The sequence below is a fragment of the Pantoea nemavictus genome, from assembly GCF_037479095.1.
GTDB lineage: Bacteria > Pseudomonadota > Gammaproteobacteria > Enterobacterales > Enterobacteriaceae > Pantoea > Pantoea nemavictus.
In genome coordinates, this window is sequence record NZ_JBBGZW010000001.1 from 872,594 (window position 1) to 887,821 (window position 15,228).

12 protein-coding genes are annotated in these 15,228 nt (G+C 55.1%); 6 read left to right on the forward strand and 6 right to left on the reverse strand.

From position 1 onward, the window contains the following. Positions 1 to 86 precede the first annotated feature (86 nt). Genes pstB through WH298_RS04065 form a run of 3 tightly spaced genes read right to left on the reverse strand, consistent with a single transcriptional unit; the run spans position 87 to position 4,555 of the window. Positions 87 to 854 carry a phosphate ABC transporter ATP-binding protein PstB gene (pstB, locus tag WH298_RS04055; RefSeq protein WP_007884855.1) on the reverse strand — a complete coding sequence of 256 codons (768 nt, stop codon included), beginning with the start codon at positions 852 to 854 and terminating at the stop codon, positions 87 to 89. A gap of 12 nt (positions 855 to 866) precedes the next feature. Next, entirely contained in the window at positions 867 to 2,465 is a 1,599-nt protein-coding gene (gene pstA, locus WH298_RS04060) for a phosphate ABC transporter permease PstA (RefSeq protein ID WP_180822276.1), read from the reverse strand. Continuing rightward, positions 2,462 to 4,555 carry an ABC transporter permease subunit gene (locus WH298_RS04065; RefSeq protein ID WP_180822277.1) on the reverse strand — a complete coding sequence of 698 codons (2,094 nt, stop codon included), beginning with the start codon at positions 4,553 to 4,555 and terminating at the stop codon, positions 2,462 to 2,464. The genes pstA and WH298_RS04065 overlap by 4 nt, the downstream gene beginning before the upstream one ends. Before the next feature lie 182 nt (positions 4,556 to 4,737). Here WH298_RS04065 and ppk1 point away from each other — a divergent pair, with 182 nt between their 5' ends. The 6 genes from ppk1 to WH298_RS04095 all read left to right on the forward strand — a co-directional run bounded on the left by ppk1 (position 4,738) and on the right by WH298_RS04095 (position 11,101). Next, positions 4,738 to 6,798 (forward strand): polyphosphate kinase 1, encoded by a 2,061-nt coding sequence (gene ppk1 / locus WH298_RS04070; RefSeq protein WP_049852975.1) that lies wholly within the window; start codon positions 4,738 to 4,740, stop codon positions 6,796 to 6,798. 5 nt (positions 6,799 to 6,803) lie between these two features. Continuing rightward, positions 6,804 to 8,327, forward strand: a complete 1,524-nt coding sequence (gene ppx / locus WH298_RS04075) for an exopolyphosphatase (RefSeq protein WP_007884860.1) — start codon at positions 6,804 to 6,806, stop codon at positions 8,325 to 8,327. Between the two features lie 27 nt (positions 8,328 to 8,354). Beyond that, the gene (gene tehB, locus WH298_RS04080) at positions 8,355 to 8,954 is read left to right on the forward strand and encodes a tellurite resistance methyltransferase TehB (protein WP_007884861.1); all 600 of its coding nucleotides are present in this window, start codon (positions 8,355 to 8,357) and stop codon (positions 8,952 to 8,954) included. A 152-nt stretch (positions 8,955 to 9,106) separates the two neighbouring features. Next, entirely contained in the window at positions 9,107 to 9,292 is a 186-nt protein-coding gene (locus tag WH298_RS04085) for a YfgG family protein (RefSeq protein ID WP_007884862.1), read from the forward strand. A gap of 120 nt (positions 9,293 to 9,412) precedes the next feature. Next, entirely contained in the window at positions 9,413 to 10,846 is a 1,434-nt protein-coding gene (mgtE, locus tag WH298_RS04090; protein ID WP_180822278.1) for a magnesium transporter, read from the forward strand. Between the two features lie 75 nt (positions 10,847 to 10,921). Beyond that, positions 10,922 to 11,101, forward strand: a complete 180-nt coding sequence (locus WH298_RS04095) for a hypothetical protein (protein ID WP_007884864.1) — start codon at positions 10,922 to 10,924, stop codon at positions 11,099 to 11,101. Positions 11,102 to 11,128: 27 nt separating this feature from the next. Here the strand turns inward: WH298_RS04095 and WH298_RS04100 are convergent, their stop codons facing one another. The 3 genes from WH298_RS04100 to guaB all read right to left on the reverse strand — a co-directional run bounded on the left by WH298_RS04100 (position 11,129) and on the right by guaB (position 15,204). Further along, positions 11,129 to 11,905, reverse strand: a complete 777-nt coding sequence (locus WH298_RS04100; RefSeq protein ID WP_180822279.1) for a DUF3750 domain-containing protein — start codon at positions 11,903 to 11,905, stop codon at positions 11,129 to 11,131. A 179-nt stretch (positions 11,906 to 12,084) separates the two neighbouring features. Continuing rightward, entirely contained in the window at positions 12,085 to 13,665 is a 1,581-nt protein-coding gene (guaA, locus tag WH298_RS04105) for a glutamine-hydrolyzing GMP synthase (RefSeq protein WP_007884870.1), read from the reverse strand. Positions 13,666 to 13,737: 72 nt separating this feature from the next. Then, positions 13,738 to 15,204, reverse strand: a complete 1,467-nt coding sequence (guaB, locus tag WH298_RS04110; protein WP_007884873.1) for an IMP dehydrogenase — start codon at positions 15,202 to 15,204, stop codon at positions 13,738 to 13,740. Positions 15,205 to 15,228: the final 24 nt, after the last annotated feature.

Sequence of the window (15,228 nt, forward strand, 5' to 3'; positions counted from 1 at the left end):
TACTAATGTAAGCTCTTGGAGATTCTCAAGCTTGCCGCCTTCCTGAAACTTGAATTATTTAGGGGAGCGGTTTCGACAAAACGTCATCAACCAAACCTTCCCGTAATGTAATCTTCGGTGCGTCGCGCTTTTGGCGAGGTGAAGATACGATCGGTTTCATCAAACTCCACCAGCTGGCCGTTGTGCATAAACGCGGTGAAATCTGACACGCGCGCCGCCTGCTGCATGTTATGCGTCACCAGCACCAGCGTGAAATGCTGCTTCAGCGTGGTCATCAACTCTTCTATCACCAAGGTTGAAATCGGATCGAGCGCCGATGTCGGCTCATCCAGCAGCAATACCTCGGGTTCAATAGCAATAGCGCGCGCAATCACCAAACGCTGCTGCTGACCGGTAGAGAGCGTTAGCGCATTCTGTCCCAGCTGATCTTTGACTTCGCCCCACAGCGCCGCGGCACGCAGCGCACGTTCGCAGGCTTCATTCAGCACGCGTCGATCGCGCACGCCCTGCAAGCGCAGGCCGTACACCACGTTTTCGTAGATCGATTTCGGGAACGGATTCGGTCGCTGAAACACCATGCCAATGCGGCGACGCAACGCGGGAAGATCCTGGTTGGCCTGCATTACCGCATACCGATCGAGCAGAATTTCACCCTCAATGCGACAGCCATTAATCACGTCATTCATGCGATTAAAGCAGCGCAGCAGCGTCGATTTTCCGCAGCCGGACGGCCCAATCAGCGCCGTGATGCGGTTTTTCGGGATCTGCAGATCAATGTTATTCAGTGCCTGGCGGTCGCCGTACCACAGCGACAGCTGATTCACGCTTAAGGCAATGTCGTAATCGGGCGTCATCAAAAAACCTTTTTAGTGCGTCATGAGCCGGTAACGCTCACGCAACCGATGACGCAGCGCCATGGCCAGCAGATTGAGCGACAGGATGATCACCACCAGCAGCAAGGCGGTGGCGTAAACCAGCGGTCGGTCAGCATCGATGTTGGGACTTTGGAATGCCAAATCGTAGATCTGAAAACCGAGGTGCATGAATTTGCGATCGAGGTGCAGATAAGGGAACACCGCATCAACCGGCAGTTCGGGCACCATTTTCACCACGCCCACCAGCATCAGCGGCGCGGTTTCTCCCGCCGCGCGCGCCACGGCCAGAATCAGACCGGTCAGCATCGCCGGGACCGCCAGCGGCAATACCACGCGCCACAGCGTTTCTGCCTGGGTTGCGCCCAGCGCCAAGGATCCCTGACGCAGATTATCAGGAATACGTGACAATCCCTCTTCGGTGGCGACGATCACCACTGGTAGCGTCAGCAGCGCCAGCGTTAGCGCGGCCCACAGCAAGCCCGGCGTGCCAAAGGTCGGATTGGGTAACGCGCTGGAGAAGAATAACTGATCGAGCGTGCCGCCAATCAGCCAGACAAAGAAACCGAGCCCAAACACGCCGTAAACAATCGACGGCACGCCTGCCAGATTGACCACCGCGATGCGCACCAGCCGCGTCAGCGCATGGCGTCCGGCGTACTCATGCAGCCACACCGCAGCGATAACGCCGAGCGGCATGACGATAATCGACATCAACAACACCATCAGCACGGTGCCAAAAATCGCCGGAAAGGCCCCGCTTTCACCACCACCGGAGGTCGGTGAATCACTGATGAATTGCCAAATCTGACTGAAGAAGTGCAGCGTTTGGGTGGTTAATGTCATGGCATTGGGGTACCAGGCATCCACCACCTGTGCCAGCGGGATAACGTGATCCTGTCCCTGCACATCACGCAGCACCAGCGTATCGCGCTGACTTTCGTGTTGTAGATGAGTTAACTGCTGCGCCAGCGCGTTAAAGCGGCGCTGTAGTGCGCTGCGATTAGCATCAAACTCTGACTGCACTTCGAGGTTGAAGGTGCCGTTACGCTGCTGTTCATCGGCCTGTTGCTGCAGGCTTTCCAGCTGCGCGTTGAGGCGTGCCATCTCAATACGGCGAATTTTACTCGCCTGGCGCAGCTGCTCATGCACCTGCTGCAAACGCTGATGCAGCAAGGCATCGCGGCTGTGCGCCGTCATCACTTCATTATCCTGGCGCAACTCCACCAGCCAGCCATAGGCATTGCCGCCGTTGCGGCGCTGCAGCACTAACACATCTGCAGGACGCCGGGTTTTCGCCTCGCCCTGGCTGTACAGCACGCGGAAATCTGGCGCAGCAAAATCGCGGTTGCCAGTTTTCACTACATAGCGCCACTGCGCGCCCTGCTGCTGCTTTTGCAGCGTTTCACCCAGCACCATCACCGCATGACCTTCCGGCGGCAGGAACTGGTATTGATCAACCGGCTGCGGCCAGAAAGCGCGAACGCCCTGCCAGCCCAGCAAGCCAATCAGCAAGGTAAACGCCAGCAGGCACACCGCAACCGCCCCCGCAGTAAGCCAGCGCCAGCGATCGTTTTGTTGCATCGCCTTCATCCCTGGCCCTCATGCTGGCTGTAGCGTTGGCGTAACCGCTGACGAATCAACTCGGCAATGGTGTTGATCACCAAGGTAAACATCAACAGCAGTAATGCGCTGAGGAACAGAATGCGATAGTGCGCGCTGCCAGCGGCGGCTTCAGGCATCTCAATCGCGATGTTAGCGGAGAGCGCACGCAGGCCAGCAAATAAACCGCCTTCGCTGACGGGCGTGTTGCCCGTCGCCATTAGCACAATCATCGTCTCGCCGACGGCGCGGCCAAAGCCAATCATCAAGGCGGCAAAAATGCCCGCCGAAGCGCCCGGCAGCACGACACGCGTCAGGGTTTGCCATGGCGTAGCGCCCAATGCCAGTGAGCCCTGCCCGAGCGCGCCCGGCACGCTGAATAACGCATCTTCCGATAAGGTGAAAATCAGCGGCACCAGCGCAAAGCCCATCGCCAGCGCGGCCACCAGCAGATTACGCTGTTCGTAATGCGCTAACCGCTCGCCCACGTCCGGCCAAAACAGCGTCGGCAGCCAGAGCGTGAGTAACGTCATGACTAAAAGCACCGGCAGCAGCAGAATCACTTCAAACCCTGGACGTCGCCAGTTGGCCGGCAAACGCGGACTCAGCACGCCACACAATAATAGGGTGGCGGCGAGCACCAGCGGCAATAGCAACACGCCAACCAGCGCGCTGCTGATATGCGGTGCCAGCCAGACGCCCGCGATTAAACCAATCACTACGCTCGGTAGCGCGCCCATCATCTCGATGCCAGGTTTAACCCAACGGCGTAAACCCGGCGACATAAACCACGCGGTGTACATGGCGGCAGCCAACGCTAGCGGGGTGGCGAACAGCAGCGCCAGACTGGCCGCTTTTAGCGTGCCCAGCACCAGCGGCATCAGGCTGAACTTGGCCTGATAGCTGTCACCCGCCGCGGTGGATTGCCACACCCAATCGGGCTGCGGATAGTTTTCATACCAAATCTTCTGCCACAGGTTGCGCCAGGTGAAGTCCGGCCACGGATTATCCAGCGCGAACTGTTGCCATTGCCCGGCACGTTCAATAATCAGGCCATCCCCACGCGGCGCGAACGCCAGCGCCTGAATGCCTGGCGCCAGCTGCCGCGTCAAAATCGCGCCCTGCTGCTTGCTGGCAAATAGTTGAACCTTGCCCTGCTCATCAAAGGTGGCAAAGACGCGGCGCTGCGATTCGGGCGTAATGCCGGCCAGTTTTTGGCTGCCGTTAAAGGTATGAATCTGTTGCAGGCGTGGTCCTTTATCACCCGCAATGGCAAACCATTGATGTATGCCCTGCGCATCCTGAATCAGCAAAGTACGTCCACCGGCCAGCATATGCAGGCTTTGCGGCGGCAGGTTGAGGGTTTGGGTTTCGCGTAATTGCGCGCCTTGCGGCGTGATTTGCCAGACACGCAGCAAACGCCCGCTGCTGGCGTAGAGCAGCGTCCCATCCGGCGACAACAGCAGATGTTCGGCCTGCTGCTGCGGCAACACGATCTGGTTAACTTTTTGCTGATTTTCCAGCGTCAGCAAGCTTATACCGGCTGCGGTTTGCGCGGCGATAAGCCACTGATTGTCGCTGAGCGACGTCAGCGTCATGTTACTCACCGCACCTTGCGGTAAACGCATTGGACGATCGCCGAGCGGGAAACGCCATTCGCCGCTGCCGTTGCGGATAACCGGTTGCATTAACAGCAGCTCGCCCTGCATATTGAGCAGCACGCTGCGGTTATCGCTGCTGGTGACGGCCGCATCAGGTTTACCGTTGAGCGCCAGCGCAGGACCCGCAGGTTGACCATCCAGCGGGATAAAGCGCGCTTCGTTGCGGCTAATGCGCCAGCCCAGATGACCGTCGCTGCCCATCGCCAGCATCGGCGCTTTATCCCACAGCTGCAGATTAGTGGTGGCATGCATGCCCGGCGCGCTAAATAGCGGTAATACCACCCAGATCAACCAGAAGAACAGCAGTAACATCAACAGTAAAATTCCCACGCCACAGGCCGTGACTATGCGGCGCACTAAATTATCAGTGGCGCGTCGACGACGGTCGCTAAAGTGGACGGGAATGCGATTTATGCTCATGCAGGCCAGGTTACCGGTGGAAACAAGTCGCTATGTTGCCCGTAGCTGATTGATAAGACAACCTTTGACGTTGGACAAGCCTGCCATACTCTCGCCATAATGGTGACGGACACTGAGCGGTACCGCATTTTTGCGTTTTTTCCGCCGGACATTCCGTCCAGCATCAGCATCTCGGAGTCAGAATGGGTCAGGATAAGCTGTATATAGAAAAAGAATTAAGCTGGTTAAGCTTCAATGAACGTGTGTTACAGGAAGCCTCGGATAAAAGTAATCCGCTGATTGAGCGCATGCGCTTTCTGGGAATCTATTCCAATAACCTCGAAGAGTTCTATAAAGTGCGCTTTGCCGATCTCAAGCGGCGAATTCTGATCAGCGAAGAGCAAGGCAAACCGACCTCTTTGCGGCATCTGTTAAAGAAAATTCAGCTGCGGGTGCAGAAATCAGATCAAGAGTTTGATGCACTCTATAACGATCTGCTGTTGGAAATGGCACGTAATCAGATCTTCCTGATCAACGAACGCCAGCTGTCACCGAATCAGCAAGAGTGGCTGCGCTACTACTTCAAACATCAATTGCGCCAGCACGTTACGCCGATTCTGATCAACCATGACACCGACCTGATCGAATTCCTGAAAGACGATTACACCTATCTGGCGGTTGAAATCATCCGCGGCGACGATGTGCGCTACGCGCTGCTGGAGATTCCTTCGGATAAAGTGCCGCGCTTCATTAACCTGCCAGCTGAATCACCCCGTCGCCGCAAGCCAATGATTCTGCTGGATAACATTCTGCGTTATTGCCTGGATGAAATTTTCAAAGGCTTCTTCGATTACGATACGCTGAATGCCTATTCAATGAAGATGACGCGCGATGCCGAGTACGATCTGGTGACGGAGATGGAATCAAGCCTGCTGGAGCTGATGTCATCGAGCCTGAAGCAGCGTCTTAATGCCGAGCCAGTGCGCTTCGTTTATCAGCGCGATATGCCGGATGCGATGGTGGAAATGCTGCGCCATAAGCTGTCGATTTCGAACTACGATTCGATTGTGCCCGGCGGCCGTTATCATAACTTCAAAGATTTCATTGGTTTCCCGAACGTCGGTAAAAGTAATCTGGAAAACCGCCCGCTGCCGCAGATTCGCCACATTGGCTTTGATGGCTTCCGCAACGGCTTCGATGCCATTCGCAATCGCGATGTGCTGCTCTATTATCCGTATCACACCTTTGAGCACGTGCTGGAGCTGCTGCGCCAGGCTTCGTTTGACCCGAACGTGCTGGCAATTAAGATCAACATTTACCGCGTGGCGAAAAACTCACGCATCATGGATGCGATGATTCACGCCGCCTATAACGGCAAGAAAGTCACGGTGGTGGTTGAGCTGCAGGCGCGCTTCGATGAAGAAGCCAACATTCGCTGGGCGAAACGCCTGACCGAAGCCGGCGTACACGTGATCTTCTCCGCGCCGGGTCTGAAAATTCACGCCAAATTGTTCCTGATTTCGCGCCGCGAAGGTGAAGAAGTGGTGCGTTATGCGCACATCGGCACCGGTAACTTTAACGAAAAAACCGCGCGCATTTATACTGACTATTCATTGCTGACCGCCGATGCGCGCATCACCAATGAAGTGCGTCGCGTGTTCAACTTTATTGAGAATCCGTATCGTCCGGTCACCTTCGAGCATCTGCTGGTGTCTCCGCAGAACTCGCGCGACATGCTGTACAAGTACATCGATGCGGAAATCGCCAACGCGCAGCAAGGCAATATTGCCGGTATTACCTTGAAGATCAACAATCTGGTGGATAACGGATTGGTTGATCGGCTGTACGCGGCCTCGTCGGCTGGGGTGAAAATCAATCTGCTGGTGCGCGGCATGTGCTCACTGATTCCGGATTTACCGGGCATCAGTGAAAATATTCGCATTACCAGCATCGTTGACCGCTATCTTGAGCACGACCGCGTCTATATTTTTGAGAACGGCGGCGAGAAAAAGGTGTTCCTCTCTTCCGCGGACTGGATGACGCGTAACATTGATCACCGCATTGAAGTTGCCGTGGCGATTCTTGATCCGCGCGTGAAGCAGCGCATACTGGACATCATTGCCATTCTGTTTAGTGATACGGTGAAAGCCCGCATCGTCGATAAAGAGCTGAGTAACCGTTATGTGCCGCGCGGCAACCGTAAAAAGGTGCGTTCGCAGCTGGCCATTTACGACTACATCAAGAAACTGGAACAACCCGAATAACGCCTATGCCAATCTCACATAAAAGTACGCCGAAACCTCAAGAGTTCGCGGCAATCGACCTCGGCTCGAACAGCTTCCATATGGTCATTGCCCGCGTGGTGGATGGCGCTTTGCAAGTGCTGGGACGCCTGAAACAGCGCGTGCATCTGGCTGATGGCCTGGATGCACACAATCGCCTGAGCGAAGAGGCGATTGAGCGCGGTCTGAGTTGTCTGGCGTTGTTCGCGGAACGTTTGCAGGGCTTTAGTCCCGCGAACGTCACCATCGTCGGCACCCACACGCTACGTATCGCCAGCAACGCGGAAGAGTTCTTGCAGCGCGCGGCCGAAGTGATTCCCTATCCCATCGAAGTGATTTCCGGCAACGAAGAAGCGCGTTTAATCTTCATGGGCGTGGAGCATACGCAGCCGGAGAAAGGTCGCAAGCTGGTGATTGATATCGGCGGCGGATCAACCGAACTGGTGATTGGTGAAGACTTTGAGCCGCAGCTGGTGGAGAGCCGTCGCATGGGTTGCGTCAGCTTCGCCAACCTCTTTTTCCCGAAAGGGGAAATCTCGTCGGAAAACTTCCGCCGTGCGCGCCTCTCAGCTGCGCAGAAGCTGGAAACCATGGCGTGGCAATATCGTCTGCACGGTTGGCAATATGCGCTGGGTGCATCGGGCTCCATCAAAGCGGCCTGTGAAGTGCTGCTGGCAATGGGCGAAAAAGAGAAGCTGATCACGCCAGAAACGCTGGAGTTACTGACCAGCGAAGTGCTAAAGCATAAATCCTTCAATGCGCTGAGCCTGCCGGGCTTGTCGGAAGAGCGTAAAGCGGTGTTTGTACCGGGATTAGCGATTTTGTGTGGCGTGTTTGATGCGCTCGCGATTCGTGAGCTGCGTCTTTCTGACGGCGCACTGCGCGAAGGCGTGCTGTATGAGATGGAAGGCCGTTTCCGCCATCAGGACATTCGCAGCCGCACTGCGCAGAGCCTGGCCAATCATTACGCCATTGATAGCGATCAGGCGCGGCGCGTGCTGGAGACTACCGAGCAGCTCTATTTACAGTGGCAGGAGCAGAATCCGAAGCAGGCCAATCCGCAACTCTCGGCGCTGCTGAAATGGGCGGCGCTGCTGCACGAAGTGGGATTGACCATCAACCACAGCGGCATGCAACGTCACTCGGCGTATATCCTGCAGAACTCCAATATGCCGGGCTTTAATCAGGATCAACAGATGCTGTTGGCCACGTTGGTACGTTATCACCGTAAAGCGGTGAAGCAGGATGAGATGCCACGTTTCACCTTGTTCAAAAAGAAACAGTTTCTGCCGATGGTGTTCCTGCTGCGTCTCGGCACGCTGCTGAATAATCAGCGCCAGGCAACCACCAAACCGGATTCGCTCAAGTTAAGCACCGACGATGGTCACTGGACGTTGACCTTCCCGGCGGGCTTCCTGAGCCAAAACACGCTGGTGCAGTTGGATCTGGAGCGCGAGCAAGCTTACTGGAATGATGTCACCGGTTGGAAACTGATGCTGGAAGAGGAGTAAAGCGGGCTGCTGGCCCGTTGTATGGTTATGACAACACGCCCCGATAACTATTTCGCTGAAAAGTACGGTCTGACACCGACCCATTCTGAAGTCCTGGCGGCCCTTCCCCACCTTGAAGTGGGGAAAGCGCTGGATTTGGGATGTGGTCAGGGCCGCAATAGCCTGTTTCTCAATCAGCATGGCTTTGAGGTCACAGCATGGGACAGCAATCCGGCCAGTCTCGAACGCCTGAACAGCATTATCGCAGAAGAGAATTTGCAAAATATTCACACCGAGTTGTGCGATCTCAATAGCGTACGCTTTAACGGCGCCTACCAGTTTGTGTTCTCAACGGTGGTGATGATGTTCCTGCAACCTGACACCATCCCGCAGCTGATTGCTGATATGCAGGCCAGCACGCGCAAATATGGCTACAACCTGATTGTGGCGGCGATGAATACCGCTGATTATCCCAATACGCAGAACTTCCCTTTCGCTTTTAAATCCGGTGAGTTAAGCCACTATTACCGCAACTGGCATATTGTGAAGTACAACGAAGATATCGGTGAACTGCACCGCCGTGACGAAAACGGCAATCGCATCAAATACCGTTTTGCCACGCTGCTGGCGCAGAAAGCCAGCTACTGATGTAACGGCCGCCCTGTGCGGCCGTTATTGTCTGATGTCGATCAATACCTTGAACCTTTTCTGCTCATTTTTCACACAGCGATTGCTTTAGCGATCTAAGTGTGACTAAATATTGCCTCCGCCCAATCGGGTAACTATAGGAACCACCCCGCGTGAACAGCGCCATTTCTGCACGAAGACGTCCCAAAACCAGCACCATGAGCCGCATTATTTTGCTGATCAGTTTCTTTATTTTGGTTGGCCGTCTGATTTTCATCATTCCCGGTGCCATTGAGCATCATCAGCAAAAGCAAGTCATCTCTGAACCGGTCACGCTGAGCACCAGCGATTCGCGCTAACGCATCTGCGGGTCCTTTTCGCTGCGACACATTATCCTTTGAGACAATGCTGCTTTTTACGCTCTGTTACCCGCAACGCGCTACACTGTGAGCTGACTTTACAGACACAAGGAACGCGTTATGTCTGCTTCGCATTCACAAAAATTAGCTGAAACTCGCCATCACATTCTTAATCTGCTGCTTAACGAGCATGATCTCGTTGATGTCCTGCTGGATAAATCTGTCGATCTTAATGCTGCCGAGCTGCGCGATATTACCGACTGGCGCCATGAATTAGAGAGCGAACTCCAGCAGTTACATGCGGCGGATTTAGCCGACATCCTCGAAGCCTTGCCAGAAGAAGAGCGTCAGGCGCTGTGGCGTTTAGTGCCCACCGCACAGCGCGGTCACGTGTTGGTTGAGGCTTCGGAAACCGTTTGGGCTAGCCTGACGGAAGAAATGTCTGATCGCGATATTCTGCATGCTATTGAGCCGCTGGATATCGACGATCAGGTATATCTGGCGCGCTACTTGCCGCGCGATTTGACCGGACGTCTGCTCACTACGCTGGAACCCGGTCTGCGCGCGCGATTGATGAGCGTGATCGAACTGGATCGCGATCGCGTCGGACAGATCATGGATTTCAACATCCTGACGGTGCGCTCGGACGTTACCTTAGCCACGGTGCAACGCTATCTGCGTAAAGGCAAAAAAATGCCAGACGGCACCGATAAGATCTTTATCACTGATGAGCAAAATCAACTGCTGGGTGAGTTGACCCTCACCGATATTCTGCTGAACAAACCGAAGATGTTAGTGGCCGAGGTGATGAATTCCCATCCCACCACCTTTCAACTCAACGATAAAGCGGAGGACGCCGCCAGCGCGTTCGAACGTTATAACCTGATCTCCGCCGCGGTAACCGATGCACAAGGCAAGCTGATTGGCCGTATCACCATTGAAGACGTGGTCGATTTGGTGAATGAAGAGAACGAAAGCAACATCCGTAAAATGGGCGGTATCAGCCAGGGTGAAGACGTGTTTGCCCCGGTGCGCAAAGCGGTTGGCAAACGCTGGGCGTGGCTGGCAGTAAATCTGTGTACCGCTTTCGTTGCGTCGCGCGTGATAGGTCTGTTTGAAGCGACGATTTCACAGCTGGTTGCACTAGCAGCGCTGATGCCAATCGTTGCAGGCATCGGCGGCAATACCGGTAACCAAACCATCACCATGATCGTGCGTGCATTAGCGCTGCATCAGGTTGAACCGGGTAACTTCTCGTTTCTGATTATGCGTGAACTCGGCGTGGCGATAATTAACGGCCTATTTTGGGGCGGCATTATGGGCGGCGTCACCTGGCTGATGTACGACAACCTGCAGCTGGGCGGCGTGATGATGCTAGCGATGGTGCTGAATCTGCTGCTCGCGGCTCTGATGGGCGTGCTGATTCCGTTAATCATGACCAAAATGAAACGCGATCCCGCCGTGGGTTCCAGCGTACTGATTACCGCGATCACCGATACCGGTGGATTCTTTATCTTCCTCGGCCTGGCGACCCTATTTTTGCTGCATCACTAAGGCACAAAATCAAGCGCACAGTCAGTGAAGTACATATAAACTCTGTAAATATCACTGACCTGATGGAGAAAAAGCATGTTTAAGGTGGATGATTTTGTACAGTCGAAGACCGGTGGCCCAAAGATGCAGGTGCTGCGCGTGGAAGGCGATATGCTGTGGTGTGCTCGCGTTGACGATCACATCAAACGAGAAATTGAAGTCCGAGCCGATACCGTGAATCTGTATCACGAAGACGGCGATTTCGGCGTCTGCTAAAAAAATGGCCCCATTTCGGGGCCATTTTTACGGATTGTAGCGCTGAACATTATTCTGCCCGATGCCACCGATAAATGGCAGACGCAGCCTGAATGGGGTGAAATCCAGTCCCATATTCAGACCCAGCACATTCACCTCTAATCCCTCTTCCGCTCCCACCGTTACGCCAAGCACACCGAGTACAGAGAGCTGTACGCCGCGTCCTGAAGGCGGTAACCCCACCGGATTCAGCAGTGAGCGATAATCCTTGCCGAGCGCATTGGCTGGCAGATCCAGTTTCAGCGCGGGCACTTCACGGCCAATATGCGCCATGAAGGTATTGCTGTTGGGCCCCGGCCAGGCGTGATAGGTGGTTGGCCAGGGATACGATTTAATCGCCGCTTCGATCTGCGGAATCATTGCCTGTGCCGCGCTGCCGCGATGATCTACCAGCAGACGTGGTCTGGCACCGTACCAATAGCCATCCGGCAGATTACTGTTACGCCGCACTTTATCGCCGCTGCCCCAGCTGATGACTTCATAGCGATTGTAGTGGGTCTCCCCGGCGCGCTTGAAGATAATCCACGGATGCACCGCCACTGCGCCTTTCCAGCCATACGTTGGCGCGGCATAGACCTGTACGATAGCTTCGGATGCGTAACGCTGCGGATCGGGTGCGATACCGGCAGAATCGCGCCGTGCAGACGCCCAGCCGCCACGTTCCGACGTTAACTCACCACCACGCGTTGCCTGCGCCAGACTGGCGCCTAATGAGAGCAAGATGATGCATAGAAAAGAGATCAGTACGGCTTTGAAAGGCAACATCGACGGCATCCTGATGAGTAAAAATCATTCGCTATATTGCAACTAAACGGGCGAGTTTGTATTCACGAACTATGCGATAGAACTTTATTGAATGAACGCCCTATTACCAACCAAAATACAAATATAAAAAAGCCCGCAGTTAAGCGGGCTTCGTTTTTACGCATGATTCAGAGTAGGATTTATTCCCACTCAATCGTCGCAGGTGGTTTACCCGAAATATCATAAACCACGCGGGAAATGCCGTTCACTTCGTTGATGATGCGGTTGGAGACGCGGCCGAGGAAATCGTACGGCAGGTGCGCCCAATGCGCGGTCATGAAGTCGATGGTTTCTACTGCACGCAGTGAAACCACCCAATCGTATTTACGACCGTCGCCCATCACGCCGACAGAACGCACCGGCAGGAATACGGTGAATGCCTGGCTGACTTTGTTGTACAGGTCGGCTTTATGCAGCTCTTCAATGAAGATGGCATCGGCACGGCGCAGCAGATCGCAATACTCTTTCTTCACTTCGCCCAGCACGCGTACGCCCAAACCTGGACCCGGGAATGGGTGGCGATACAGCATGTCGTACGGCAGGCCGAGTTCCAGACCAATTTTGCGCACTTCATCTTTGAACAGCTCTTTCAGCGGCTCAACCAGGCCCATCTTCATCTCTTTCGGCAAACCGCCCACGTTGTGGTGCGATTTGATCACGTGCGCTTTGCCGGTCGCAGAAGCGGCAGATTCGATCACGTCAGGATAGATGGTGCCCTGCGCCAGCCACTTCACGTCTTCCAGACGCAGTGCTTGCTCGTCGAATACTTCTACGAACACGCGGCCGATGATTTTACGCTTGGCTTCTGGATCGTTCTCGCCCGCCAACGCATCAAGGAAACGCGCTTCAGCCGCAACGTGTACGATGTTCAGGCCGAAGTGGTCACCGAACATGTCCAGTACCTGCTCAGCTTCATTCAGACGCAGCAGACCGTTATCGACGAACACGCAGGTCAGGCGATCGCCGATGGCGCGGTGCAGCAGCATCGCGGTCACAGAAGAGTCGACGCCGCCAGACAGGCCGAGGATAACTTTATCGTTGCCAACCTGCTGACGAATACGCTCAACCGCGTCTTCGATGATTTTGGCTGGCGTCCACAGCGCTTCACAGCCGCAGATGTCACGAATAAAACGCTCCAGCATACGCAGCCCCTGACGCGTGTGCGTCACTTCCGGGTGGAACTGCACGCCGTAGAATTTCTTCTCTTCGTTAGCCATGATGGCGAACGGACAGGTTTCGGTGCTGGCAACGGTTTCAAAACCGGCTGGGATGGCGGTGACTTTGTCGCCGTGGCTCATCCATACGTCCAGCAGCGGTTTTCCTGCTGCGCTAATCGCATCTTCGATGTCACGCACCAGCGCGCTCTGGGTCAGCACTTCTACCTGCGCATAACCAAACTCACGCTCGTTGGAGCCTTCAACCTTGCCACCCAGCTGCATCGCCATGGTCTGCATGCCATAGCAGACGCCCAGTACCGGCACACCGGCGTTGAACACGTATTCCGGCGCACGTGGGCTGTTCTGCTCGGTGGTGCTTTCCGGACCGCCAGAAAGGATGATGCCGTTCGGGTTGAACTGGCGAATTTGCTCTTCGGTGACATCCCACGCCCAGAGTTCGCAGTAGACGCCCAGCTCACGCACGCGGCGCGCCACCAGCTGCGTATACTGAGAACCAAAATCGAGGATCAAAATACGATGTTTATGAATATTTTCAGTCGTCATTGAGGCGTTTCCATTGGGATGGACTTAATAATAAAAGCGCCCGGCTGGTACCGGGCGCTAAATTTTACGGGATTATGAACCCATGCGGTAGTTTGGTGACTCTTTGGTGATGGTCACGTCATGCACGTGGCTTTCGTTGATGCCCGCGCCGCTGATGCGCACGAACTCCGCTTTGGTGCGCAGATCGTCGATGGTGCCGCAACCGGTCAAGCCCATGCAAGAGCGCAGGCCACCCATCTGCTGGTGCACGATCTCTTTCAGGCGACCTTTATAAGCAACGCGACCTTCAATACCTTCCGGTACCAGTTTGTCAGCGGCGTTATCGCTCTGGAAATAACGGTCTGAAGAGCCTTTGGACATCGCGCCCAGTGAACCCATTCCGCGATAAGACTTGAACGAACGGCCCTGATACAGCTCGATTTCGCCCGGAGACTCTTCGGTGCCGGCCAGCATTGAACCGACCATCACTGCTGCTGCACCTGCGGCGATCGCTTTAGCGATGTCGCCAGAGAAGCGGATACCGCCATCAGCGATAACCGGAATCCCGGTGCCTTCCAGCGCAGTAACCGCGTCAGAAACCGCAGTGATTTGTGGCACGCCGACACCGGTAACAATACGCGTGGTACAGATTGAACCAGGACCGATACCGACTTTCACCGCGCTCACACCCGCTTCAGCCAGCGCCAATGCACCTGCGCCGGTCGCCACGTTGCCGCCGATGATTTCCAGGTTCGGGTATTTTGCACGGGTTTCACGGATACGCTGCAGCACGCCTTCTGAGTGGCCGTGTGATGAGTCAATCAGCAGCACGTCAACACCGGCAGCAACCAGCGCATCAACGCGCTCTTCGTTGCCTGCACCCGCACCAACCGCTGCGCCGACGCGCAGGCGACCTTCCGCATCTTTACAGGCGTTAGGTTTACGTTCGGCTTTCTGGAAATCTTTAACGGTAATCATGCCCAGCAGGTGGAAGCTGTCATCCACAACCAGCGCTTTCTCAACACGCTTTTCGTGCATTTTGTGCAGCACCACTTCACGCGCTTCGCCTTCCTTAACGGTAACCAGACGCTCTTTCGGTGTCATCACCGCAGAAACGGGCAGCGTCAGGTCAGTGACAAAACGCACGTCGCGACCGGTGATGATCCCCACCAGCTCGTTCTCGGTGTTCACCACAGGATAGCCAGCAAAACCGTTACGTTCGGTCAGCTCTTTTACCGCCGCCAGCGCGGTGGTTGGCAGCACGGTTTGTGGATCGGTAACGACGCCACTTTCGTGTTTTTTCACCTTACGAACTTCATCCGCCTGACGCTCAATTGACATGTTTTTGTGGATAAAGCCCAAACCACCTTCCTGCGCTAGCGCAATAGCCAGACCCGCTTCAGTTACGGTGTCCATTGCAGCGGAGAGCATTGGGATGTTCAGACGAATGTTTTTTGTCAGTTGCGTGCTGAGATCAGCGGTGTTGGGTAAGACAGTGGAGTGAGCGGGAACGAGCAGAACGTCGTCAAATGTGAGGGCTTCTTTCGCGATTCTTAACATTGCAATATCTCCACCTGGGGGCGA